Here is a 25,390-nt window from a genome sequence, read left to right on the forward strand (position 1 = left end):
CTGCAAGGGTAGGACGTTGCCATGCAAATTAGAAAGACATCAGTCGAAAGGCTGATGCCTTTTTTATTCTTTTCATGTTTATAAATGAGATTTAAATGATGAAACCTAAAACATCATTGACAATCGATTACCTTTCAATTAGACTAGTTTCAATGACAAACCTTTAACATAGTCCAGCGAGGCTAAGAAGGGTCCGGAGAAATGTTTAGGAGACCTCTTAGCCACTCAAGGATTAGGAGGTCTCTTGTATTATATAAAAAGGAGTGAGATTGGTGGCACACGAAGTTGTTGACGGATCAAGCATGCAGCGAGCATTGACTCGAATCACCTATGAAATTATTGAACAAAATAAGGGTGTTGATGATTTAGTTTTTGTTGGCATTAAAACACGCGGTATTTTCATTGCTAAGCGCTTAGCCAAGCGTCTTAAGCAATTGGAACAAATTGACGTCCCAGTGGGTGAATTAGACATTACATTGTATCGTGATGATCGTCATGTGCCAGATTATCACCGTGAACCAGAAGTTTCTGCCGCCAATATTGACGTTGATATCAACGACAAGCACGTAATCCTAGTTGATGATGTGTTATTTACTGGTCGGACTGTTCGTGCAGCACTTGATGCACTAATGGACATTGGTCGACCAAAGAAAATTTCATTAGCTGTATTAGTTGATCGCGGACACCGCGAGTTACCAATTCGTCCCGATTTTGTTGGTAAGAATATTCCAACCGCTTCTGATGAACAAGTTCAAGTAGCTATGGAAGAATATGATGGCCACGAAGATATTACAATTGAAAAAATAAAATAATGAACTGAACCATTTAATTGTTTCCTGAGAGATGCAAAACGGTACAGTAGGATTTGGTGAATTTTAACTAAGTGCCAGACCGTACAAAACGAGTGCAACCCTGATCAGGAAATGATTAGAGTCGCACTCGTTTTTTGTTTTTGCCACTTAGAAAGGAAAATTACAATGATGATTACTGAAAGAATTCAACCAAACCTGGTAACGATTAATCAATTAGATGCTGAGGATGCTCTCGATTTAATTCATGAGGCTCAAGCATATAAGGCGGGGAAGACTGTCGAACTTAAACGTCCTGCTTATGCAATGAACTTGTTTTTTGAGGATTCAACTCGTACTAAATCAAGTTTCCAGATGGCTGAGTTGAAATTGGGTATGAAGATCATTAACTTTAACTCTAAAACTAGTTCTGTAAACAAAGGCGAAACACTATATGACACGTTGAGAACGATTGAATCGATTGGTGTTGATATTGCTGTAATTCGTCATTCCGAAAATGATTATTACAAAGAATTGCTAACTAAACCTAATCTGAATATTGGCCTTGTGAACGCCGGTGACGGTAGTGGACAACATCCGTCTCAGTGCTTGCTTGATATGATGACAATTGCTGAACAGTTCAAATGTTTCCGTGACTTGAAGGTTTTGATTGTTGGCGACATTGTCCACTCCCGTGTTGCACGCTCGAATGCACAAATGCTGACACGTCTCGGTGCAAAGGTTTACTTTGCGGGACCAAAGAAGTGGTACGACAAAGCGTTTGATCAATACGGTGAATATGGTGATATTGATAAGTTGCTACCTGACATGGACGTTGTAAACTTACTCAGAATTCAAAATGAACGTCTCAGTCAAGCTGAAGACGATGCTATTAATAACGAACAGTACCATGAGCAATTTGGACTTACACACGATCGCTATGATCAAATGAAGGAAAATGCCATTATTATTCATCCGGCTCCAGTTAATCGAGGAGTAGAAATTGATAGTGACTTAGTTGAAAGTCCTAAATCACGAATCTTTACTCAAATGCAAAATGGGGTCTTCGTTCGAATGGCAATTATCAGTCGGATTCTTAGATACCGTCACGCATTATAAGGAGCAATTATTAATGTCAATATTACTTAAAAATGGCCAAATTATTAAGCGTCATGGACTAGAACCCCAAGAAATTCTGATTGAAAACGGCACGATTGTTGCTGAAGGTAGTCGACTAGACAACAATGCCAACAATGAAATTGATCTGCATGGCGCATTAATTACACCAGGGCTGATTGATATGCATGTCCATTTGCGCGAACCCGGATACACCAATAAGGAAACTATCGTGACTGGGGCTAAAGCTGCAGCTCACGGTGGGTTTACCACCATTGGTGCGATGGCTAACATCGATCCTACCTGTGATACACCGGATAAGTTTAAGGCGCAAGTCAGTCGTAACCAAGCCGGCTGCGTCAAGATTAAACAATATGCTCCAGTTACTGAAGGTCGCGCAGGACATGCACCAATTGATTTTGATGCAGTCAGTGCTGCGGGAGCGGAAGTATTCAGTGATGATGGTGCTGGCATTCAGGACGCAGCTGTCGTTTACAAAGCCATGAAACAATTGGCAAAACTTGGGTTGCCACTGTGTGATCACGCACAAGATGCCCAACTGTCATTTGGTGGCGTCATTAATTGTGGAGAGGCCTCACAACGCCTTGGGTTGCCGGGTATGCCTGATATCAGTGAAACGGCGCAGATTGCTCGTAACTTGATCATTGCTCAAGAAACAGGCGTTCATTATCATGTTTGTCATGTCTCCACTAAGGAAAGTGTGGAGTTAGTTCGGCAAGCTAAGCGTCACGGCATTAATGTCACTTGTGAGGTTACACCACACCACTTATTACTGGACGAGGACGATATCACAGAAGACGATCCTCAGTTTAAAATGAACCCGCCACTGCGTGAAATAACTGATCGTCAGGCATGTATTGCGGGATTAATGGACGGGACGATTGATATTATTGCAACAGACCACGCTCCACATACCGATGAAGAAAAGCAACATGGTTTTTTGAACTCACCAAATGGCATTGTGGGTTCAGAAACTGCATTTGCGTTGCTATACACCAAATTCGTGAAATCCGGTTTGTGGACACTGCAACAGTTGGTAAATTGGATGAGTATTAATCCGGCCAACATCTTTAAGCTAACAAACGTTGGTCAGCTAAACGTTGGTGATCCAGCTGACATTGCCGCATTTGATTTAGCAAATGATGAAGTAATCGATGAAAAACAATTCTTTTCAAAAGGACACAATTCACCATTTATTGGTACCCGCGTTAGCGGTATGACCACGTTAACCTTAGTCGATGGTGAAATTGTGTATCGGAGGGCTACAGATGAGCAGTAAAAAAAGATACTTGGTACTGCAAGACGGTACCGTGTTTGAAGGACAAGCGTTTGGTGGCGATGTTGATTCGGCCGGTGAATTGGTATTCAACACAGGGATGACAGGCTACCAAGAGTCAATCACTGATCAATCGTATAACGGTGAAATTTTAATGTTTACGTACCCGTTGATTGGCAACTATGGCATTAATTTTGACGATGATGAATCAGTCACACCAACGACGGCTGGAGTAGTTGTCCATGAAGTGGCCCGTAAGGCTAGTAACTGGCGTAATCGTCTTAGCCTTGATGAATTCTTGCAGAGACATGACATTCCCGGCATTGAAGGCATCGATACCCGTTCACTCACTAAACGAATTCGACATCAAGGTGCCGTGCGTGCAGCGCTAGTTGATAACGTTGCAGACGCTACCGAATTAATTAACGGTTTAACCGAAAAACTTAAACAGGTTGTCACTGAAAGTAGCACCAATAATGCATTTCCCAACCCGGCTACTGGTGACCGGATCGTGTTGGTCGACTTTGGCTTGAAACACAGTATTCTTCGTGAACTGGCTAAACGCAACTGTAACGTGATTGTCTTGCCATCAACAGCGACTGCTAAACAGGTTCTCGATTACGATCCAGATGGCGTGATGCTCAGTAATGGGCCTGGTGATCCTAAAGATGTCCCAGGAGCGCTGGAGATGATTCGTGAAGTTGAACAACAGGTGCCGTTGTTTGGAATTTGTCTGGGTCACCAATTATTTGCACTAGCCAATGGCGCTGACACTTTTAAGATGAAGTTCGGTCACTTTGGCTTTAACCATCCAGTCGAAGAAATTGCTACTAAGCGAATTGACTTTACCTCGCAAAACCATGGTTACGCCGTTGATGCAGATTCAGTTGAGCAGACTGATTTATTCGTTACTCATACAGAAATTAATGATAAGACGGTCGAAGGTCTCCGTCATAAAAATTATCCAGCCTTTTCAGTGCAGTTCCATCCAGATGCAGCGCCTGGTCCGCACGATGCTAGTCACCTATTTGATGACTTTTTGGAAATTATTGCCAGCAATCAACGTCAAAGGGAGTTAGAAAACAATGCCTAAACGTCAAGATATCCACAAAATTTTAGTGATCGGTTCTGGACCGATTATTATCAGTCAGGCGGCTGAGTTTGATTATTCTGGTTCGCAAGCTTGTTTAGCACTGAAAGAAGAAGGCTACGAAGTTGTTTTGATAAACTCTAATCCGGCAACCATCATGACCGATCAGGAGATTGCTGATCAGGTTTATATCGAGCCGCTGACACCAGAATTTGTTGCCCGCGTCATTCGTAAGGAACATCCAGATGCTATCTTACCAACGGTTGGTGGTCAAACTGGATTAAATATGGCCAAGAAATTGGATGAACAGGGTATTTTGCAGCAATACGATGTTCAATTGCTGGGGACTAGTTTGAAGTCAATTAACCAAGCCGAAGATCGCGAGCAATTCAAAGAATTGATGCAGGACCTTGGCGAGCCAGTGCCGGAATCATTGACCGTTAACACACTTGAAGAAGCCCAAGAGTTTACTAAAAAAATCGGTTTTCCAGTGATTATCCGGCCAGCTTACACGCTGGGTGGCACTGGCGGTGGTATCGCTGATAACGAAGAAGAACTAGATGAAATCTGTAGTAATGGCCTGGCATTGTCACCAATTACGCAAGTGTTGATCGAACAAAGTATTGCCGGTTATAAAGAAATTGAATTTGAAGTGATGCGTGATTCCAATGACAACACAATGGTTGTCTGTGCCATGGAAAACTTTGATCCAGTCGGGATTCATACTGGTGATTCGATTGTTTACGCTCCAACTCAAACATTAGCAGATCGTGAATATCAAATGTTACGGGATGTTGCATTACGCCTGATCTCAGCTTTAAAAATCGAAGGTGGCTGTAACGTTCAATTAGCACTTGATCCTAACAGCTTCAACTATTACATCATTGAAGTGAACCCCCGGGTGAGCCGTTCATCAGCATTAGCCTCTAAAGCAACTGGTTACCCAATTGCTAAGTTAGCCGCCAAAATTGCGGTCGGGTTGACACTTGACGAAATCGAAAATCCAGTCACTAAGACGACATTTGCGATGTTTGAGCCAATGCTCGACTATGTAGTTTGCAAAATTCCACGTTGGCCATTTGATAAGTTTAACCAGGCTGACCGGCACCTCGGCACTCAGATGAAAGCCACCGGTGAGGTAATGGCGATAGGTCGTAATATTGAAGAAGCCACTCAAAAGGCGGTTCGTTCGCTTGAAATCGGGACACATACGATTGATATACCGGCAATGGCTGATAAGAGTGATGAAGAACTTGGTGATCTGTTAGTCAATGCGACCGATGATCGGCTCTTTGCCGTTTATCAAGCATTGAAACGGGGATGGACCGTTGATGAGGTGCATGAATTAACTAAAATTGACCTGTTCTTCCTTGATAAACTGCACCACATTATCGAAATAAGTGAATCTTTAGCAGCACATCCGAATGATCCAGATGAACTAAAAGTTGCCAAACAAAACGGATTTGCTGACGAGACAATTGCTAGTTTGTGGAATCTTGATGCGGATGATGTTCGAGCTGAACGTAAGGAACATGAGATTATTCCAACATACAAGATGGTTGATACTTGTGCTGGCGAATTTGATGCCCATACGCCTTATTTTTACAGCACTTATGAGTATGAGAATGAAAGTAAACCATTCGACAAGCCAACGGTACTGGTCATTGGCGCGGGACCAATCAGAATTGGCCAAGGAATTGAATTTGATTATGCGACCGTGCACTGTGTTCAAACGCTGAAAGAAGCCGGTTATCGGGCCATTATTATGAACAACAATCCTGAGACGGTTTCGACTGATTTCTCGATTTCAGATAAGCTCTATTTTGAACCACTGACTCTCGAAGACGTGATGAACGTCATCGATTTAGAGCAACCAGTTGGAGTCGTTGTCCAATTTGGCGGTCAAACGGCCATTAACTTAGCTCAACCTTTGGCAGAGCGTGGCGTTCAAATCCTAGGAACACAGGTGGAAGACGTTAACCGAGCCGAAGATCGTGACGAGTTTAATAAAGTGGTTACCGATTTACAAATTCCTCAACCAGTTGGACAAACGGCTTTTACTAACGAGCACGCACTTGAAGCGGCTGGAGAAATTGGCTACCCAGTTTTAGTTCGACCAAGTTACGTTCTTGGTGGTCGTGCGATGCAGATCGTGCATAACGAGGGGCAGTTGCAACACTACATGACTAACGCCATTAAAGTTTCACACGAACATCCAGTTTTGGTTGATAGCTATCTGCAAGGCAAGGAATGTGAAGTTGATGCGATTTGTGATGGCACGACTGTCTTAATTCCAGGAATTATGGAACACATTGAAGGAGCCGGCATTCATTCCGGTGATTCAATGGCTGTATATCCTTCACAAACCTTGTCAGCGGATGTTTGCGACCAAATTGAAAAGCAGACGATTCAGCTAGCACATTCACTAAAATGTGTCGGGTTAATGAACGTTCAATTCGTTATCCACGAAGGCACCGCTTACGTGATTGAAGTTAATCCTCGAGCTAGTCGGACAGTGCCATTTTTAAGTAAAACTACCAAGATTCCGATGACGCAACTAGCTACCCGCGTCATTATGGGTCAAAAACTGGCTGATCTCGGGTATCACGATGGTTTAGCACCCGAAGATTCAATGATCCACGTTAAAGCACCGGTCTTTTCATTCAGTAAGTTGAACGATGTTGATAGTTTGCTGGGACCAGAAATGAAATCAACTGGTGAAGTCATGGGGAGCGATCAGAACCTTGCCAAGGCTATTGATAAGGCGTTTAAGGCCAGTGGCTACGAAATTAAAGATCACGGCACGATCTTAATGACAATTCGCGACGAACAAAAGCCTAAAGCCGCAAAAATTGCCAAGCGTTTGACGGAACTGGGTTACAGTATCTTTGCCACGCAGGGAACGGCTGATTACTTTGAGTCACATGATGTGCCGGTTATGCAACGTGTGGCTAAGTTGTCGGACCAGGATGATGATCAAATTAAGGACCTAATTGAAAATAAAAAGGTTTCGCTAGTCGTCAACACGGTTGACGATTCAACAACGGGTCAACAAGACGGAGCAAAGATGCGCGCGATGGCCATTAGTAACGAGGTGTTGTTAATGACGGCATTAGACACGGTCAATGCAATTGTCACGATGTTGGAAGATCGAGCATATGCGTTGAAGGCATTGTAAAATCAGAGTGCAAAAGAAGCCGTTAAGATACCAGAATATAAGACCAAAATCATGATATTCTGGTCTTGGAATATTATGATTTTGACCTTATATGTCAGGTATCTGGCTTCTTTTGCACGTTTCAGCAAGTAAGGAAAAATTCATCACACAAAACAACAAGGAGGTACCATCCATGCAATCAGAACGGTTAGCGGTCAAACTGCCGGGTTTAGATTTAAAAAATCCAGTTATCCCCGCCAGTGGTACATGTTGGTATGGTCAAGAACTTTCGGAACGTTATGATTTGAATGTACTTGGTTCATTGGTCATTAAATCGACGACAAAGGAACCACGTGAAGGTAACCCTAAGCCACGTGTTGCAGAAACGACGGCTGGTTGGATGAATGCCAACGGGTTACAAAATGTTGGTGTAGATGCGGTTGTGAGTGATAAGCTGCCATGGCTCGGAGATAATTACCCAGATCTACCAGTGATTGCGAGTGCAGCCGGCTTTAGTGAAGATGAATATGTTCATGTGATTCAGAGACTGTCAACTTCACCAGATGTTAACGCCATCGAAGTGAACGTTTCTTGTCCTAACGTTGATCACGGCGGGATGGCAATGGGCACGGATCCAGAAGTTGTGGAACGACTGGTGCGCAAATGCGAGGCGGTTACTGATATTCCGTTATACGTAAAATTGACTCCGAATATTACCGACATTGTGCCAATCGCCCAAGCGGCGGAACGTGGTGGTGCACAGGGATTAACGATGATTAACACACTGACCGGTTTAGGAATTGATCTTAAAACGAGACAGCCACAATTAGCCCATGTAACCGGCGGATTATCCGGTCCATCATTGAAGCCAATGGCGTTGCATATGATTCATCAAGTGCGCCAGGTTAGCGATCTGCCTATCATCGGAGTTGGTGGCGTAACAACAGCAGAAGATGTACTCGAATTCATGATGGCTGGTGCTAATGCGGTCGAAGTTGGTGCAGCCAGTTTCCACGATCCACTAGCATGTCCAAAGATTATTGCTGATTTACCAACAGTCATGGATTATTATCACGTAGATAGTTTGACTGATTTATGGGAGGTTCAATTTTGAAAAGATTTGTACCCTTTGTCGCATTAGATGTTGCAAGTGAACACCAGGCTGAAGAACTGTTAGATCAACTTGCTGTGGCTGAAAAGCCAATTATAAAAATTGGCATGGAGTTGTTTTACAGTTTCGGTCCGTCAATCGTGAAGATGGTTCAAGACCGTGGTTTTGACGTATTTTTGGACCTTAAACTACATGACATTCCGAATACAGTGAAACGAGCCATGACCGCAATTGGTAAAATGGGCGTATCGTTTACTACAATCCATGCTGCCGGTGGGAATGAAATGTTGAAGGCCGGTCGTGAGGGCCTGGATGAAGGAGCTCAAGCTGCTGGTGTGAAGTCCGCTAAATTGTTGGCGATCACTCAACTAACATCGATTGATGAAACTATTTTGCATGAACAACAACACGTCGATATTTCGTTAATTGAGTCCGTTCAAAGCTACGCTCAGTTGGCACAAAATACTGGCATGGATGGAGTTATTTGTTCAGCTCAGGAACTGTCAGCGATCCGTAGGGTAACTGATGATGGGTTCCTATGCATTACACCAGGAATTCGGCCAACCATTAAACATGATGATGACCAAAAACGAGTGGTGACACCAGCACAGGCGCGTGAATTAGGCAGTAATGGAATTGTAGTTGGTCGGCCAATTACGCGCAGTGACAATCCGGTACAGGCATACTTAGATATTAAACAGGCATTTATGGAGGAATAATCATGAACACAGCACAATCAGTCGCAAAGTATTTACTAGACATCAACGCCGTAACATTAAGCCCTAACGACCCATTTACGTGGGCTAGTGGATTGAAAAGCCCGATTTATTGTGATAATCGTCTCACTATTTCATATCCGGCGGTGCGTAAGGCAATTTATACCGGCATGACTGATTTGATTAAGGAGCACTTTGGGGATGCCGAAGTGATTGCAGGAACCGCAACGGCCGGCATTCCTCATGCTGCTTGGGTTGCTGAAGAAATGAATTTGCCAATGATTTACGTTCGCTCTAAACCAAAGGATCATGGCCAAGGAAAACAGACTGAGGGTGTCCTTAAGCCTGGTCAAAAGGTTGTGGTGATTGACGATCTATTATCAACCGGCGGCAGTGTTTTGAAAGCTGTACACGCAGTTCAAAAGGCAGGCGCAAAGGTGATTGGTGTAGTAGCAGTATTCTCATACCAATTGCCGGAAGCTGACAAGAATTTTGGCGATGAACAAATTGATTTTTATACCGTCACTAACTATTCAACTCTGATTGATGTTGCTAAGGATAACGGTGATGTTGATGAGAAGGATTTGAGTTCACTGCAGGAGTGGCGGAAGGATCCAGAGAACTGGAAATAAGCTACGTAAAGCTCCGTAATGGAAGTTCTTAGTAAGGATTTGTGTTTAAAGGGGTACAAAATCTTGTCTTGAATAGTTTTTGAAATACCTCTTTTTTACTAAACCTGCTGAAACGTGCTAACCACCCCAGCTCATCATAATATAGATAGAAACAACCCCATCAGGACCAAAACCAGGTCCTAATGGGGTTGTTTCTATCTATATTACATGAGCTAACCGGGGTGGTTAGCACTCTAGTTTTTCCAATATCGACTCTGCGACAACAATTCTTTTGAATGCTCATCGGCAGGTTCGTATCCTATGTTAAATAAGTGTCTGAAATACATTAAATTATATATTAGACCGAAAATGATGGCTGGGACCGGTAGCGTGATTTGTAATCCTAGCATGGAAACTCCCATTGCGTAGATTAGGTCAAGCACTATCATTAATGCAAAGTTATACCAGTCACCCCGCATTGCTGCCGGAATTGGTCCGAACCACAATGTCGTCCAAGACACACCGACTTTAGCGGCTCTAATTTGGCCATTTTCCTTGTTAACGACCTTAGCAAAATTTGGCGGCAAAGGTAGATTCGAAAACGGATCCTGATCGTCTCCGTTATTTGGATCATTTTGCCGGTTGAATGGATCTTGCATTACGTGGAATTCCCCCTTTTAGTTGTCCACCTATAATAACATAATGATGGAATCTTTTGAATTGAAACCACTATTTGCCTAACTTCGTGATTATTTCATAATTTCACGGTATGATATACATAGAGTGTTAAAAAAGGCGCTAAGCGTCCATAATGTAAGTAACCAAATTGAATATCGCCGAACTTGCGATATTTAATTTGGTTACTTACATGACAGGACGTTGCCTTTTTTAACACGTTTCATCAAAATAGCAGTAAAAGAAACGCCGAACTTGCGATATTTAATTTGGTTACTTACATGGCAGGACGTTGCCTTTTTTAACACGTTTCACCAAAACAGCACTCAAAAAATTAACCACAATCAACAAAAGTATCAACTAATTAGTCACAAAAGGGTCCGTAACACTTTAGCCCTTTAGCGCACCAACGACAATTTTTCTCAGAGGTGAATTAAATGATTTATTTTTTAAATGATAATATCCAAGACAAAAAATCAGGAATTGAGCATGCTCAAATCAAACGTCTCAATTTATTTAACCAATTCAAAGTACCAGCTAAAATCGTTACTCGCCAGTCCTCGACTAGTTTGCACACCGTTACGAATGCAGCGGGGATTGACGATTCACAGTTAATTAATCTGTTTGACTATTTCCAAGAAACCATGGACTTTGAAACAAAGAAAATTAGAATTCAAAATTTGAAGATTAACTCAGATTGGAAACGTGAACCAGAAGGTGATAGCTATAACTATTACCGCAACAATAACCGCATTATGTACGTTCATCGCGATAGTGATAAACGGGTAACGAACGCCCAGTATTTCGACCATTTTGGTAAATTACTAAAGGTTGAATGGTATGACGACCGTGGCTTTATTTCAATTGAACATGTGTATGACTGGACCAGCAAGATTGCTACCGAAAATTTCATGCGTCCTGATGGCAGTATCGCCATTCAAAAATCACGATTGCTTGATAAACGCGGCAAAGAAGTCGAGAGCTATCACTTGTTTAATTACAAGGGTCAAGACTATCAATTTGCTAATTTTGATGAGCTTACCAGTTTCTTTTACGATCAGCTAGTAATAGATGGAGATATTAATGATGGTCAGTACCCTGTATTCATTGTCGATCGTTCATATGAATTAGGCTGGGCTGTTTTGCACATGCAAAATCCAGTATACAAGGCATTCCAACTGCATAATAGTCATTTGAATGACGTCAACGATCTGATGAATTCATCTCTCAATTATAACTATGCCTACGGGTTGAACCACTTTGATAATTGGGACGCTGTTATCAGTTTAACTAGTCAACAGGATGCAGATATGAAGGTTCGCTATAATACCGATCACACAAAACTGTTCCAGATTCCGGGACCAATTGTGCCGAAGAAGACGTTAGAGGCTACCCATGTAGATTTTAAGAAGCGTAAACCTTACTCGGTAATTATGGTGGCAAGACTCTCGCCAGAAAAACAACAGGATCATCTTGTTCGGGCTTGGAAGAAGATTCATGAAAAATTACCACAGGCTACGCTTGATTTGTGGGGCTATGAAAATGGAGAATTTGGCAAGCAAATTAAACAACAAGTTGATGATGCTAAGTTAAGCAATTCAATCAAGTTTCGCGGCTACACAACTGACATTGCTCAAGTATATGATGAAGCACAACTAACTGTGTTACCAAGTCGGTCGGAAGGATTGCCTCTTGCACTGGTGGAGGCACAGTCACATGGTATGCCAATTGTAGCTAATGATATTAAGTACGGTCCAGCCGACGTGGTTGTGGATGGCAAAGATGGCTATCTGACGAAGAACGGGGATGTTGACGGTCTTGCCGATGCGATTATTAAGGCGTTGAGCGATCAAGATCAGTTGGCTAAATTTAGCGAACAGGCCTACATTGACAGTGCCCGTTATTCAGAAGAAAACGTGATGAAAAAATGGCAGGTCTTGCTAGACGACGTAAAGGAGGAACACTAGAATGGATTATTTTGTAAACCAGTATATTATGAGTCAAAATTCTAGTGTTGAACACGCTGAATTTGCCCGTGTAAAATTATTTAAACAATTTGATCAGCCGGCTAAGATCGTTACTCGTGATTTTGATCCATTATTGCATGCTACTATCAAAAAATTTGGTATTGATGATGATCAGGTTGTTAACATGTTTGATTTTTTTGCTAAAACAACCGATTATCAGGGTGATCCAGTTAGTTTTGATGATTTGCGGATCAGTGAGGATTATCAGTTTACCACTGGCAATAATTCTCGGACGTTTAGCGATGGTGGCCACTTGGTAGGTGAAGTTACGTTTGCACCAGCTACAGTCGCCAAGGTCCAACGTGTTGATTATTATGATGCTGCTGGTAATTTATCTCTACGGGAACAATATGATATTCGCGGCTACAAGTCTGAGGAAGAATATTTTGGTCAGGATGGTCAAATTCATTATCAGGCCTTGTATCGACCCGATCAAACGAAGTATCTGGAACGTTTCTATGTTCAATCAACAGAAAATACACCTATTAATTCCTTAAATCGATTGATTGGTTATCAAGGACGAGATCGTTTTTTTGATAGTATTGATGATCTGTTTGCTTTCTTTCTAGATGAATTAAACACTGCGACACCAGGTCGTCAGAAGAATACGTTCATCGCTGATAGACCAGCAATGGCAAATTCACCAGTCATGGGGATGCAAACGAAAGCTCGTAAGCTATTATGGTTACCAATTAATCACATCGATGACGGCGTCGACCCGGTAAATGGCATGATTAGTGGCGTGTACAGCCAACCATTGAGTGGGCCAGGTTTAAAACAGATTGATGGCATCGTTGTAATGACGGCCATACAAAAGCATGATCTTGAAAAGCGCTTGAATACGAAGACACCAATTTATCAAGTATCAGGCGGGATTGCACCAGATGTTGCTAAGGTACCAATGAATAACCGTGTTAATCATCAAATTATTCACGTTGGTCGCTTAGGCTGGGATAAGCAAATAGATCAGGTTCTGCAAGTCTTTAAACAAATTCATAGTCAAGTCAGTGATGCAACGTTGAAATTGTATGGCTATGGGGATGGGGCAGATGTTGAAAAATTCAAACAACAAGTTACTGATCTAAAATTAGATGAACCAGGGTTGGTATCGTTTGAAGGATATCGTCCTGATATTGATAACGTTTATGATCAAGCCCAACTGTACCTTGACTGTGCTAGAATCGATGGCCAACCGTTAGCTGACGTTGAAGCACTGGGTCATGGCGTGCCAGTATTAGCTTATGACTACAACTACGGCCCACGTGAGTTAATCGAGGACGGCAAGAACGGTAAACTAATCAAATTAAACGATGTGGCAACAATGGCCAGCGAAGCAGTTAAACTGCTGAAGAGTAAAAGAAAGTTGCAAGATGCGAGCGACCAAGCTTATGAATTAAGTGCGAGATCGAGTGCGGAAGCGGTTTGGAAACAATGGGAAAGTGTAAAATAATCTGTTTGGGTTATTAATCTTAATTAATAGATTAATTATGAAAAAATCTCGATGTAAATTATTAACTATAAAGTTGATAACCTCATTTAGTAAGTATAGGGATTAATTGCAATCTTTCTTTTAAAGAATAAGATTGTTTAATAAAAACGGATGGATATGAAACAAATAAAGACATTACCCTGTTCAAAAGGTAATGTCTTTATTTGACTGTTCCCACCCGACACTCAGTCAATAGCAGAAAAATGATCACCGTGTGATTGATCAAATATCTAGTTATGCCCATTAAGTATAGTGGAAATAAAGTTTAATTTTAGATGAAACGCATTAGCCCCTTATAAATTCTTTCTGCAAGCCTTGCGTAACCATCATCAGAATAATGCAGGCCATCTGGCATATATAATTTGCGTTGTTTTGAATTAAATGGAGAGATTCCACTCTCGGCATACATATCAATAACTGGCATAGCGTAATAATCGCATACAGTTTTTATTGCGTTTACGTAATCTAATTGAAACAAGCCTTGAGTATTTTTATCCAACGTCGTCGGATATTTTTTGGTTGGGTGATGAAAGTTATTTTTCATCGGTGTAATAAAGATGATTCTAGCACTGGGAAACTGGTCAATTAATTCATGCGAAAGAATATTCAAAGCTCCATAAAAAGTCCAGATGTCTTTTGAACGTGGATCTCCCAGAGGTACATTATGTTGAAAGTCATTGACTCCACCCATAACAACTATATAGTCAGCATCTGTACGCATGTCATTAACTCGCTCAATAAAACTATCAGTTCTATCTTCTGTAACAGCAATTCGTGAAGCACAAACGCCGTAGTTTCTAACATCTTTAAATTTAACTAACTTTTGAATGTGATGAACCCAAGAGATGTCTTCCCCGCCGGTATCCATTCCGTTGTCACCCCAAGTTGTAGAATCGCCAAAGCAATTAAGTATTTTATTACTGTAATCAAGACTGTTACTGGCTAATTTTTCGTCCAAAATAGAACGCCCCTTTATCTCTTATAATTTTTAAAAATTAAGCATGGTGAATGGTTGAAGTAGCGCTACTTGTACCTTTCTTAGTTTTAAATTCGGCTTCAATTTGTTCCAATGATTTACCGGTTGTTTCTGGTAATACGTGGCTTGCAAACCATCCCATTGCGATACAGAAAACTGCGAAGATGATAAATGTCCAAGTCCCACCCATTCCAGAAAGCATCACTGGAAATAGTTGTGATACAAAATAGGAAGCAAGGAACATAGTCAGTGAAGAAAGTGAAAGAGCACGCCCACGAATGCTTGTTGGGAAAACTTCTGAAACAATTATCCAAGCACCGCCACCCCATGATAGTTCGTAGAAAGCAGTATGTGCTAGAACACCTAAAAGAATTAATACATCAATAACACCATTGAATTTGTTGAAAGCAAACAAAACAGCTAGAAAGATTAATGCTGCAGCCATTGCGTATCCACCGCGAGACAATAACTTTTTACGTCCAAGCTTATCAATGTATACCATGAAGATAGCTACAAAGATAATTTTAACAACACCGATACCAATTGTTTCGATCAATGAAGCATTTGTACCAACCCCAGTTTTTTGGAAAATAATTGGTGCGTAGTATCCAACAGCAATAGTACCAGTTAATTGTTGGAAAGCAGCTGCTAACAATGCAATTACAAGAGCGAAACGAATACCAGGTGCAAATAATTCTCTGAATAACCCTTTATGCTCGCTTTTAACAGATTTTTGAATTTCATTTGATTCTTCTTGCGCCGTATCTGTACCATTTAATTTGACTAAAATGGCTTCTGCTTTATCGCTTTTTCCCTGTTTGAATAAGAAACGAGGACTTTCGGGAATAAATGAAGTGAGTACAAAGAATAGAACAGCTGGTATAGCACCTGAACCAAACATCCAGCGCCAACCTACGGAAACGTTAAATGATGTAGAGTTTAAGTTAGCAATAAGTGCATTAACACAATAAACGGTTGTCATACCAATAGCGAATGCTAATTGGTTACATCCAATTAAGGTACCACGAATTCTTGCAGGAGCAACTTCGGAAATATATAATGGCACAATCGTTGAAGCCATCCCAATAGCAATACCTGATAAGATACGACCAACAATTAAAATTTGTACGGTTCCTGAAAATGCTAAAGTTAAACTAGAGATAGTAAATAGGGCACCTGCAATAAACATCACCCATTTACGTCCAATTTGGTCACTTAGGAATCCGGCAATTAAACAACCAACCATAGCTCCAAGTGCTAGAACCCCTGAAACAAAACCAACTTCAGCTGATGACATACCAAAATGTACGCTAAAAAAGTTTAAGGCTCCAGAGATAACGCCTTGATCGTACCCGAATAGAGAACCACCAATAGCAGCTATAACAGTTACGATCACGATATATGTTAAACTTGCTTTTTTTTGTTGATTAAATGGAACTTTTGATGTACCACTTGAGTCATTCATAACTAAATCCTTCTTTCGAATAAAATGTTAAACCGTGACTTGCTGTCGAAAAATGTAAGCGCTTATATCTGTCTGACACGATTAACATTAGATAAACGTAGTCAACGAAATTGCAAGAGTTTTCTTATAAAAAGATTAAAATTCTTTGTTTTATTAATTGAAAGTCGCTTTCATTGTTATTAAATTAAGTTCAATTAATCACAAACAAAGAAATTCTAAAAAAAATCTAAAAAAGTGAAATATTAGTTTTAAATTATTGAATTTAAAAGAGACAATGTTAACGGTAACAATTGAAAAAAGTTATAGTAAGTATGGTAAGAAATTATTGTATTGATTTTTATTAATATTTTATGAGAAAAAAATCTCTGAAGCTATATACGTATTCCTGTATTGGTGTTATTATTCATGTACAACCCAAAGAAACGTGGGCTTAACAAACAGAGGAGTTAATTATGATGTTCAAAGAAATATCATAACTACATACCATATAATTCATTGGTAAGTGTAACGATAGACGTTAAGAATTAATCATAATATCAATCACTATTGATTAGTTTCAATGCAAGCAATATTTAAGATACGTTACCGGTAATCAATGAATGGACGTCAATGGATGAATGCAGATATTTCTTTTGTTGAACTGATAAGAAAATTGAGGTGGGACAATGTCAAGAATAATTGATTTATCGGGGAAAAAATTTGGCCGGCTGACTGCAATTAAGTCGGATGGACATAGTGTTAATGGTAATGTTCGGTGGTTGTGCCATTGCGAGTGCGGTAACTATGTAACCGTTGATGGATTTGAACTGCGCCGTGGAACCACGAAAAGTTGTGGATGTCTACGACGCGAGGTCATGCAAAAACAGTATCGTTGCAATCCAGCAATGCAAGAACACAAAGGGCATGCGGATAGTCTGTACAATAAAAACGGCGTTGCTTACGCATCGATTAAGCGGTCACGTCGTAACCATAGTGGCGTAATTGGCGTTTCTTATGATGAGAAAACAGATCATTGGTTTGCAAGACTAATGTTCCACAGTCACTACGTATTGATGAAGAGCTTTGATAATTTTGAGGACGCTGTAGCCGCAAGACAAGCGGCGGAGAAAAAATATTTGGGCAAAGTCAGAACTCATATTGAAGCCGACAACGCGCAACAAGCTTAATTTAAAAAATGTGGAGAACCGGAAGATGATTTTTCCGGTTCTTTTTTCTATATAATTATTGTTGACGCAGAAACAATATATGATATTATTGTTGCAATGGAAACAATAATATCAAAAGGAAGTAATTAAATGTTATCAGTATTACAAACAAATTTTAATGGAATCGATGGATTAACATATCAAAATGGCCCACGTCCTCAACTAACCGATAATGGAGTGATTATTAGGATGAGTGTTGTCCCAATTTCTCCAACTGATTGGAAACTAGAATCGGATGCTAATGCGACTAATGAACAACTGGCGAATTTGCCAAGGGTCATTGGTATTCAAGGTACCGGACGAATTATTGAAGTTGGCAGAAATCGTAATGAATCGTTGCTCAATCAGCGGGTGTTAGTAGTTAATCCATCTGGTGTATATAGTGAGTATGTTCTATCTGAAAATCCAGACTGGATTTTCCCACTGCCTGATAATGTTACTAATGACGCTGCGGCTGCCCTTTCGGCTGGCACAGCACTGACTATTAAACACGAAATTGATATCAGTTCGTCTGATAATTTGGTGATTACCGGTGCAAATTCAGTCATTGGATTAACGCTATTACAGATGATTGATGAACAACAACGGAAAATTTATCCAGTTGTGACCGCAATGAGTAAAGAATATTTTCAAGAACAGATGCCAGGTTTAACATCATATACAAGGAAAGAGGTACCACAACTTAATGGCTCAACACTGATTGTGGATATTGTAGGCAAAAAGGATTTGCTCAATCATTTAGCGACTAAAACTAACAATGTTCAAGTTGTGTCAATTGCATTGATGAAAGACGATGAGTTAACCCAGTTTAAATTTATTCACGACGAGTTTAGTTCGGATAACTACCGTAGATTCATTAATCAACTGTCATCTGGTCAGCTGAAACCAATTATTAACAAGACATTTCAAGTTAAGCAAACTAAGGAAGCTCAGCATTTTGCTAAAGAAACGCACAGTCGCGGTCGCGTGCTAGTTAATTTCGATGCATCGTAAAAAAATTATCAATACGTTTACGTTTGTCACCCTTACGCTGACACTTGTGGTAGAATGTAGGCAATTAAGGAAGTGATCATATGATGAAGCTCGGCGTATTATGCGCAACCGTGTTAGGCCTTGGTGGGGTTGGCGCAGCTTGCAGTAGCATAATTCAAAGAGGCGGTGTCGCCCAGGTTAGTCAGATGATGTCCAGTAGCTGTGGTTCTTCTAGTCACCAGGTTGGTAATGGTGGAATGATGAACCGATAATTTGTCGAACTGTTAGTGAAATTGACATTGTTGTTGACTCCTATTTGATAGGGGTCTATACTTTACTCATAAAGTAAGTGTGCACTCACTTGCCACAAATAGAGGAGGGTTTGAAATGTCAGAGACTGTGATTGATTTAACTCATTTAATCAAAAAATTTGGCAAACAAACTGTACTAAAAGATGTTAATTTAACGGTAAATAAAGGAGAAATTGTTGGCCTAATTGGACCTTCAGGAGCTGGTAAATCAACGGTTATTAAAACCACGTTAGGGATGGAAGTTGCGGATGGCGGGAAAGCCACTGTGTTTGGTGAGACGATGCCTGATCGTCAATTGCTGGCTCGCATCGGTTATATGGCTCAAACGGATGCATTATATGAGTCACTTTCAGGCAAGGAGAATTTATCGTTTTTTGCCAAAATGAAGGGTGTTGCCAAGAATAGTATTAATCAAGAAATTGATCACGCTGCTAAGGTTGTTGATCTAACCGATGATCTGAATAAAAGAGTTAGCGGCTATTCTGGTGGTATGAAACGGCGCTTGTCACTAGCGATCGCTCTGCTTGGTAATCCAGAATTACTGGTCCTTGATGAACCGACTGTTGGCATTGATCCAGCGTTAAGACGACAAGTCTGGCGTGAACTACATGCGATTCGTGATGAAGGACGGGCAATTTTAATCACCACTCACGTGATGGACGAGGCTGAACTAACTGATCGGGTGGCTTTGCTACTGAATGGTGAGGTCATGGCGTTTGATCAACCAGATAAGCTAAAAGAAGAGTACCAAGTCGCAACGATTGAAGACGTATTTTTAAAGGCGGAGGGTGTTGAATAATGAGAACATTATCGATTGCAGGCCGTGTTTTAAAAGAAATGATCCGTGATAAGCGTACTTTGGCCTTAATGTTTGTGGCACCAATTGTCATTATTTTACTGTTGGGGATGATTTTTTCTGTTAACTCAACGGTAAATGTTAAAGTCGGGACGGTCGCTGTTTCTAAAAGCGTTAATACTAATCTTAAGGATACAAAGCATGTGACGGTTACCAAATATGATACGAAAGCAGACGCCAAAAAGGCGCTGAATGATCATAAAATTGATTCGATTATCCAAAAGAAAAATAGTAATTATGATTTAACATATGCGAATACTGATTCATCAAAGACCACTGCCGTCAAAATGGCCTTTAAGAATGCAGTCACGAATTCAGGCATTTCTACTTTGAAGAGTAAACTAGCACTGACGACTGCAGCGCTGCAAAAAATTCAAGCTCAGTCAGGACAACAGGCGCCTCAGCAAAAACAAAGTGCTGCCACAACGCCTAAAATTACTAACCACTATGTATATGGTAATTCTGACACGGGTTTCTTTAACAAGATTTTGCCAATTTTGATCGGTTTCTTCGTGTTCTTCTTCGTTTTCCTAATTTCAGGTATGGCATTACTGAAGGAAAGAACCAGCGGCACTCTGGATCGCTTGTTAGCTACACCAGTTAAACGTTCCGAAATTGTATTTGGCTATATGATCAGTTATGGTATTTTAGCGGTTGCTCAGACAATTGTGATTATTCTCGCGACTGTTTGGTTGTTAGGAATTGAAGTTGTCGGCAATATGTTTAATATTGTGGTAATTAATCTATTGTTAGCACTGGTCGCACTGGCGTTTGGGATTTTGATTTCGACATTTGCCGGATCGGAATTTCAAATGGTACAATTTATACCGTTGGTTATTATTCCACAGGTCTTTTTCTCCGGTATTATTCCGTTGGAATCGATGGCCAGTTGGGTGAAGGCAATTTCGGTGATCATTCCAATTAAGTATTCAGGGGATGCAACGACGGCAATTATGATGGAAGGGGCAGGCCTAACGTCGCTTGGAAAAGACATTGGTGTACTGCTACTGTTCTTAGTTGTATTAACGATCCTCAATATTATTGGTTTAAGACGGTATCGGAAAGTTTAAGTAAGGAGAATGTTCCATGGCAATAAATAACGTTGAGGCTTTGTTTGCTGAAAGTCTGAATGAACTTGAACTAACTAAAAAACAAAAAAGCGTGCTGCGGGCGAGTTTAACCCTGTTTTCTGAACAAGGATTTGACCGCACTAGTACGAGCGACATTGCCAGGGTAGCTGGTGTGTCCGAAGGAACGGTGTACAAGCAGTTTAAAACTAAGGAAGGTATTTTGAAGGCGTTGCTGGGGCCATTCATTCAGCAAGTGCTACCGAAAGCAGCAGGAGAATTTTTAGATACCTTTGCTAATACTAACGTTCCCGACTTTGAAACTTTTTTGCGAAGAATTGTGGCAGACCGGCTGACATTTTTTGAAACCAATAAATTACAGTTAAAGATATTTATTCAAGAAATTCTGTCTAATAGTGACATGGCTGCAACATTTATCAATAAAACTGTTGGTGGAGCCATTACGAGGATAACGGCGGTAATGAAATTTTATCAACAAAAAAATGAAATCGTTGACTGGGATCCTGTTCGGATAGTTAGGTATATTATGAGTACGATGCTTGGATATGCACTGCCGAACCTAATACAGCCTGATAAAAAATTGAATATTGAGCAATCCACGGATGAGGTAGTCGAATTTATTATGCGTGGGATTGGTATTAAGAAGTCGTAAACTAAAAATGTTGCCATAGTTTCTGAACCAAATCAGAATTATGGCAGCATTTTTAGTTAGTCGTATTTATTTTTAAAGTGATTTTTTTGATGGAGACATTTTATTCGAAAGTAACAAAGTTGGTAAAATAATGATAATTGCAGAAATTGAGATTATCAAGAAACCAAATTGATAAGATTCTAGATTAATGTGCGCTAGATGCTGCTGAATAAGTTGTTTCATCTGAATGGCATTACCCTGATACTGTTTATATTTAAGACCATTTTCAAATGTTTTTACTCGCCGTTTTGCGTACGCCGTCACAATGGTTGTGATCAATGCCGAGCCAAAAGCACCGCCAACGTTTTGGATGATTCTTGAACCAATCGTGGCAGCTGGAATTTGTACTTCATTCATTCCAGTATACGAATCTGCCATTAACGGCATCGTGATCCCACCAGCACCAAAACCACGAATGAACAGGACAGCGGCGATAATCCAGTATGATGTTCTTTGGGTGAACCAAAAAATGGAATTGTGCCTAAAAAAGTAATGAGTATGCTTACCAATGCAACATATTTTGCACCAATTTTGTCAGTAAGACGGCCAACAAACGGCCGAGAAATTAGCATGCTGACACCTTGTGGAATTAGTGCTAATGCGGCTTCTATCACTGACATATGGCGGACGTTTTGAAAGTAGAGTGGTAAAAGTAGCATGGCGCCATTTAAAAATAATCCGGAAATAAAAATACCAATTGAAGCACCCACAAATGGATGAAACTTGAATAAATTTAAGGGTAGAACAACTTTGCTTTTTTGAACGATTGCCCAAATTACATAAATAATTATTGCGGCGATTCCGACTGTGCAGGAAATTGTTGTGATTCTATTTGAAAAAGTACCTTTATTTGACGCTTGGACAATTCCGTAAATAATAGACGATGATATCAGAACCAACAATCCTATACCAACAAGATCAATTTGGGTATTTTTCTTCTTTGGTGGGAAACTGGGCATCTTTAAATCAATTAAAATAACTGAAATTATCGTAATCGGCACATTTACCCAAAAAATCCAATGCCAGGAAAGTAACTTGATGATAATACCGCCAATAACCGGGCCCAATAATGGCCCCAAAATAATTGGCAATCCTACCGTGGCCATCAGTTGTCCGATAACTTCAGTACCAGCTAGTTGAACAATTAAATTGATCAATAGTGGCGTAATTAGTCCATCCGCAAATCCTTGAATCAACCGCATGGCGATCAGGAAATGAATATTTGGTGAAATGGCAGCTAGGAGTGAACCAATTCCAAATAGCGCTTCACTAAAGATGAACAATGATTTACCGTCAAACTTGTTGAGTAGCCAGCTAGAAAATGGAATAGCGATACCCGTTGCCAATAGGTAACACGTGACTGTCCACTGGACTGTCGTGATCGAAACATGAAAAGAATTACTTAAATTGTTGATTGCAATATTAATCATGGTTGTGTCTAACATTGGTGCCATTGCGCCAAAAACTATGATCCATGCGACCATTTGTGTTTTCTTTGAAATTAAGTTTGTGTTGTCCAATTTTAAAATCTCCTTTCTTAAGATACATTTTGTACTCTAAATGCATAACTGGTATAATACACTTAAAGAATCAAAAGTCAATAAGAAACATATTGTATCTTAAAAGGAGCATTTTAATGACTGAAAAAAGACGACACGGTAAAGAACTAGAAAATGCAATCTTTGATGCAACCATCGACATACTAAATGACGACGGGTTAGACGGCGTCACATTTTCAAAGGTTGCGGCACGCGTAAAAACCAGTCGACCAGTTATTTATCGCCGTTGGGATTCACCATTTTCATTGGCACTAGAAGCAATTAGAAACAAAATTCGGCAAGATAATCACGGTCACATGCAAGACATTACGCTAAGTGGGCAAAACTTAAGTGAAGACTTATCCCAAGTATTGCAAAGATATATGGTGGTTATGAATACCTTTAGTCGCTACTACGTCTCTTTGTTGTTGGCTGGCACTAACAGCGATGACACCAGTGTTTTGGATGACGTGTTTGAACATGGAAATCAAGAGAATATTAAAACGATGACCGTCATTTTAAATCGGGCCATCGATCGCGATGAAATAAAAGAAGATAAATTTAGTAATGAGACTAAACTGCTACCGTTTGAATGGTTACGGTACCATTTGTTTACTGAAAGTAAAGTAAGCGATGAACAGCTAAAGACCTTTATTAAGTGTGTTCTAGTGCCTGTTTATACTCAGAAATAGGTACCAATAATAATTTAAGACAAAATTGTTTTTCTTGAAAAATTAGATAATTTTGGAATAGGAGTATTAGTTGTTAGCACGAATATTTAAATTTACTTCTATTTGGGATCGCTTTTCTATTTTTTTTGCGGAAACGTGTAATTTCCACCAGCTCATCATAATATAACACCCTCCATGATATCAGGATAAAGACCAATCCTAATATCATGGAGGGTGTTATATTACATGAGCTAACCGGTGGAAATTACACTCTACTTTGTTGCTCGAAAATGCATCACAATCGAATCCGGGAACGAACTTGCCTGCATTTCTTGGCACTTTGGTACCACTCGATGGTACATGAGGGATCTCATGGCGTTATTAAACTCTGGCTTGGTCATTGTGTGGCCGTCCAAACATGAAATCGAACCGTCCCAACCGTGATCGTATGTTGAAATGAAAATCAACCATTTATCGTCAACGACCAAGCGGCGGGTTTTCATATTGGTTTGGTTAGGACCGCCTGCTTTGTTCATTAACTCAATGGTGTCGAAGTATTCTTCAGTTTCATCAATTACAATCATACAATCACCTTCTAATCGTTACCTCGAGTGCTAATTTGGACCGTCAACTGTACCATCTGGGTAAACGTAAAAATCTAGACCATCATAACTACCTGCAGAATTAGGATGACTCTTTTGGTAGTCAATATACTCTTGATCCTGGCCTCGGACCCAGTAGGCAGGATCACCATTTTCATCTGTAGTCAAATCATTGTCACCGGATTGCATAACTGTCCAGGTAATTTTACCATTTTTATCTGAATTGCCATATGATGCCTCAACTGCGGCAATCGCTTCCTTGCCACTAGTGATTTTATCATCGGCGGAGCTGGATTCAGAGCTGCTGCTTGACGTATCTTCAGAATCATCGTTACTACCTGCAGGCGTCGCCGGTGTTTTACCAGCCACGATTTGACTGAAACCACTGGATAGAGTTTTATTGCTTGTTTGCGTGAAGTGTACCCTATGTTGACGATTAAAAAATATAATCATCGTAGGATACAGCCTTAACCATACTTGACCGATCGGCCGTCTCGCGTATGTATTGTTTAATCCCGTGGGCTGCTGCTATCAAGCATACCACCACCCCTCACATTTATCGCCCTGTGAGCATTGGTGACGGTAACCGTGCTTTACGCACCGATAAACCGACCCTGACCTTTATTGGTAGTCACCACCTCGAACTACCAAGCCACGGGATAAGCCATTATGTAGTTAGCCGGGATTTTATGAGTTCGCCCCCGAGGACGTGTCCATTTAGTCGCTAATCAAAGCACGCTGTTTGTCTTCAACGTCTTTGATGCTAAGCAACACTGTGTGGTACTGGGTAATGGCTCTAAGCCTTGACATAACAGCGTTTGTAGAGTATCATAGCTTCTGTGGATTGCTACTATTGATTAACTGATTACTCTAATAATCACTAATCTAATTTTTTACTTTGCTTAACAGGTTCTTCGTCAAGAAGTACTGATATAAAA

Annotated in this window: 22 protein-coding genes and 1 pseudogene; 17 read left to right on the forward strand and 6 right to left on the reverse strand. The window is 40.5% G+C overall.

Going from position 1 to position 25,390, the window contains the following annotated elements:
- Positions 1-272: 272 nt before the first annotated feature.
- From pyrR to pyrE, 8 genes are all read left to right on the forward strand, one after another.
- Positions 273-812, forward strand: a complete 540-nt coding sequence (gene pyrR / locus FD16_RS10630; RefSeq protein WP_010622453.1) for a bifunctional pyr operon transcriptional regulator/uracil phosphoribosyltransferase PyrR — start codon at positions 273-275, stop codon at positions 810-812.
- 165 nt (positions 813-977) lie between these two features.
- Complete coding sequence (locus FD16_RS10635; protein ID WP_029508395.1) at positions 978-1,907, forward strand: aspartate carbamoyltransferase catalytic subunit; 930 nt, start codon at positions 978-980, stop codon at positions 1,905-1,907.
- A 13-nt stretch (positions 1,908-1,920) separates the two neighbouring features.
- On the forward strand, positions 1,921-3,204 hold the full coding sequence (locus FD16_RS10640) for a dihydroorotase (protein ID WP_010622455.1): 1,284 nt from the start codon (positions 1,921-1,923) through the stop codon (positions 3,202-3,204).
- Positions 3,194-4,294 carry a carbamoyl phosphate synthase small subunit gene (locus tag FD16_RS10645; protein ID WP_010622456.1) on the forward strand — a complete coding sequence of 367 codons (1,101 nt, stop codon included), beginning with the start codon at positions 3,194-3,196 and terminating at the stop codon, positions 4,292-4,294. The genes FD16_RS10640 and FD16_RS10645 overlap by 11 nt, the downstream gene beginning before the upstream one ends.
- The gene (gene carB / locus FD16_RS10650) at positions 4,287-7,469 is read left to right on the forward strand and encodes a carbamoyl-phosphate synthase large subunit (protein WP_010622457.1); all 3,183 of its coding nucleotides are present in this window, start codon (positions 4,287-4,289) and stop codon (positions 7,467-7,469) included. Before FD16_RS10645 ends, carB begins: the two co-directional genes overlap by 8 nt.
- Positions 7,470-7,641: 172 nt before the next feature.
- Entirely contained in the window at positions 7,642-8,562 is a 921-nt protein-coding gene (locus FD16_RS10655) for a dihydroorotate dehydrogenase (protein ID WP_010622458.1), read from the forward strand.
- Positions 8,544-9,278, forward strand: coding sequence for an orotidine-5'-phosphate decarboxylase (gene pyrF, locus FD16_RS10660; RefSeq protein ID WP_081479624.1), 735 nt, complete (start codon positions 8,544-8,546; stop codon positions 9,276-9,278). Before FD16_RS10655 ends, pyrF begins: the two co-directional genes overlap by 19 nt.
- A 2-nt stretch (positions 9,279-9,280) precedes the next feature.
- The gene (gene pyrE / locus FD16_RS10665) at positions 9,281-9,907 is read left to right on the forward strand and encodes an orotate phosphoribosyltransferase (protein ID WP_010622460.1); all 627 of its coding nucleotides are present in this window, start codon (positions 9,281-9,283) and stop codon (positions 9,905-9,907) included.
- A 233-nt stretch (positions 9,908-10,140) separates the two neighbouring features.
- Here the strand turns inward: pyrE and FD16_RS10670 are convergent, their stop codons facing one another.
- Positions 10,141-10,545 carry a hypothetical protein gene (locus FD16_RS10670; protein WP_010622461.1) on the reverse strand — a complete coding sequence of 135 codons (405 nt, stop codon included), beginning with the start codon at positions 10,543-10,545 and terminating at the stop codon, positions 10,141-10,143.
- A 453-nt stretch (positions 10,546-10,998) separates the two neighbouring features.
- Here FD16_RS10670 and FD16_RS10675 point away from each other — a divergent pair, with 453 nt between their 5' ends.
- Both FD16_RS10675 and FD16_RS10680 read left to right on the forward strand, forming a co-directional pair.
- Positions 10,999-12,528 carry a glycosyltransferase gene (locus tag FD16_RS10675; RefSeq protein ID WP_010622462.1) on the forward strand — a complete coding sequence of 510 codons (1,530 nt, stop codon included), beginning with the start codon at positions 10,999-11,001 and terminating at the stop codon, positions 12,526-12,528.
- Between the two features lies 1 nt (position 12,529).
- A complete protein-coding gene (locus FD16_RS10680) occupies positions 12,530-14,038 on the forward strand; it encodes a glycosyltransferase (protein ID WP_010622463.1) in 1,509 nt (502 codons plus the stop codon).
- A 310-nt stretch (positions 14,039-14,348) separates the two neighbouring features.
- Here the strand turns inward: FD16_RS10680 and FD16_RS10685 are convergent, their stop codons facing one another.
- Entirely contained in the window at positions 14,349-15,035 is a 687-nt protein-coding gene (locus tag FD16_RS10685) for an SGNH/GDSL hydrolase family protein (protein WP_010622464.1), read from the reverse strand.
- A 37-nt stretch (positions 15,036-15,072) separates the two neighbouring features.
- Positions 15,073-16,518, reverse strand: coding sequence for a sugar porter family MFS transporter (locus FD16_RS10690; RefSeq protein ID WP_010622465.1), 1,446 nt, complete (start codon positions 16,516-16,518; stop codon positions 15,073-15,075).
- 665 nt (positions 16,519-17,183) lie between these two features.
- Between FD16_RS10690 and FD16_RS10695 the strand changes: the two genes are divergently transcribed.
- From FD16_RS10695 to FD16_RS10715, 6 genes are all read left to right on the forward strand, one after another.
- A complete protein-coding gene (locus FD16_RS10695; RefSeq protein WP_010622466.1) occupies positions 17,184-17,684 on the forward strand; it encodes an AP2 domain-containing protein in 501 nt (166 codons plus the stop codon).
- 129 nt (positions 17,685-17,813) lie between these two features.
- Positions 17,814-18,716 carry a quinone oxidoreductase family protein gene (locus FD16_RS10700; protein WP_010622467.1) on the forward strand — a complete coding sequence of 301 codons (903 nt, stop codon included), beginning with the start codon at positions 17,814-17,816 and terminating at the stop codon, positions 18,714-18,716.
- Between the two features lie 80 nt (positions 18,717-18,796).
- Positions 18,797-18,967, forward strand: a complete 171-nt coding sequence (locus FD16_RS12835) for a hypothetical protein (RefSeq protein WP_155804369.1) — start codon at positions 18,797-18,799, stop codon at positions 18,965-18,967.
- 115 nt (positions 18,968-19,082) lie between these two features.
- Positions 19,083-19,805 (forward strand): ABC transporter ATP-binding protein, encoded by a 723-nt coding sequence (locus FD16_RS10705; RefSeq protein ID WP_010622468.1) that lies wholly within the window; start codon positions 19,083-19,085, stop codon positions 19,803-19,805.
- A complete protein-coding gene (locus FD16_RS10710; RefSeq protein ID WP_010622469.1) occupies positions 19,805-20,932 on the forward strand; it encodes an ABC transporter permease in 1,128 nt (375 codons plus the stop codon). Before FD16_RS10705 ends, FD16_RS10710 begins: the two co-directional genes overlap by 1 nt.
- Positions 20,933-20,948: 16 nt before the next feature.
- On the forward strand, positions 20,949-21,602 hold the full coding sequence (locus tag FD16_RS10715; RefSeq protein WP_010622470.1) for a TetR/AcrR family transcriptional regulator: 654 nt from the start codon (positions 20,949-20,951) through the stop codon (positions 21,600-21,602).
- A gap of 72 nt (positions 21,603-21,674) precedes the next feature.
- Here the strand turns inward: FD16_RS10715 and FD16_RS10720 are convergent.
- A pseudogene (locus tag FD16_RS10720) lies at positions 21,675-23,125 on the reverse strand (MDR family MFS transporter).
- 152 nt (positions 23,126-23,277) lie between these two features.
- Between FD16_RS10720 and FD16_RS10725 the strand changes: the two are divergent.
- The gene (locus FD16_RS10725; protein WP_010622471.1) at positions 23,278-23,871 is read left to right on the forward strand and encodes a TetR/AcrR family transcriptional regulator; all 594 of its coding nucleotides are present in this window, start codon (positions 23,278-23,280) and stop codon (positions 23,869-23,871) included.
- Positions 23,872-24,122: 251 nt separating this feature from the next.
- Here the strand turns inward: FD16_RS10725 and FD16_RS10730 are convergent, their stop codons facing one another.
- Entirely contained in the window at positions 24,123-24,434 is a 312-nt protein-coding gene (locus FD16_RS10730) for a hypothetical protein (RefSeq protein ID WP_010622472.1), read from the reverse strand.
- Positions 24,435-24,464: 30 nt separating this feature from the next.
- Positions 24,465-24,905, reverse strand: coding sequence for a hypothetical protein (locus FD16_RS10735; protein WP_010622473.1), 441 nt, complete (start codon positions 24,903-24,905; stop codon positions 24,465-24,467).
- Between the last annotated feature and the right edge of the window lie 485 nt (positions 24,906-25,390).

Origin of the sequence: Paucilactobacillus suebicus DSM 5007 = KCTC 3549 (assembly GCF_001434475.1) — a bacterium.
In the GTDB taxonomy this organism is placed as follows: domain Bacteria; phylum Bacillota; class Bacilli; order Lactobacillales; family Lactobacillaceae; genus Paucilactobacillus; species Paucilactobacillus suebicus.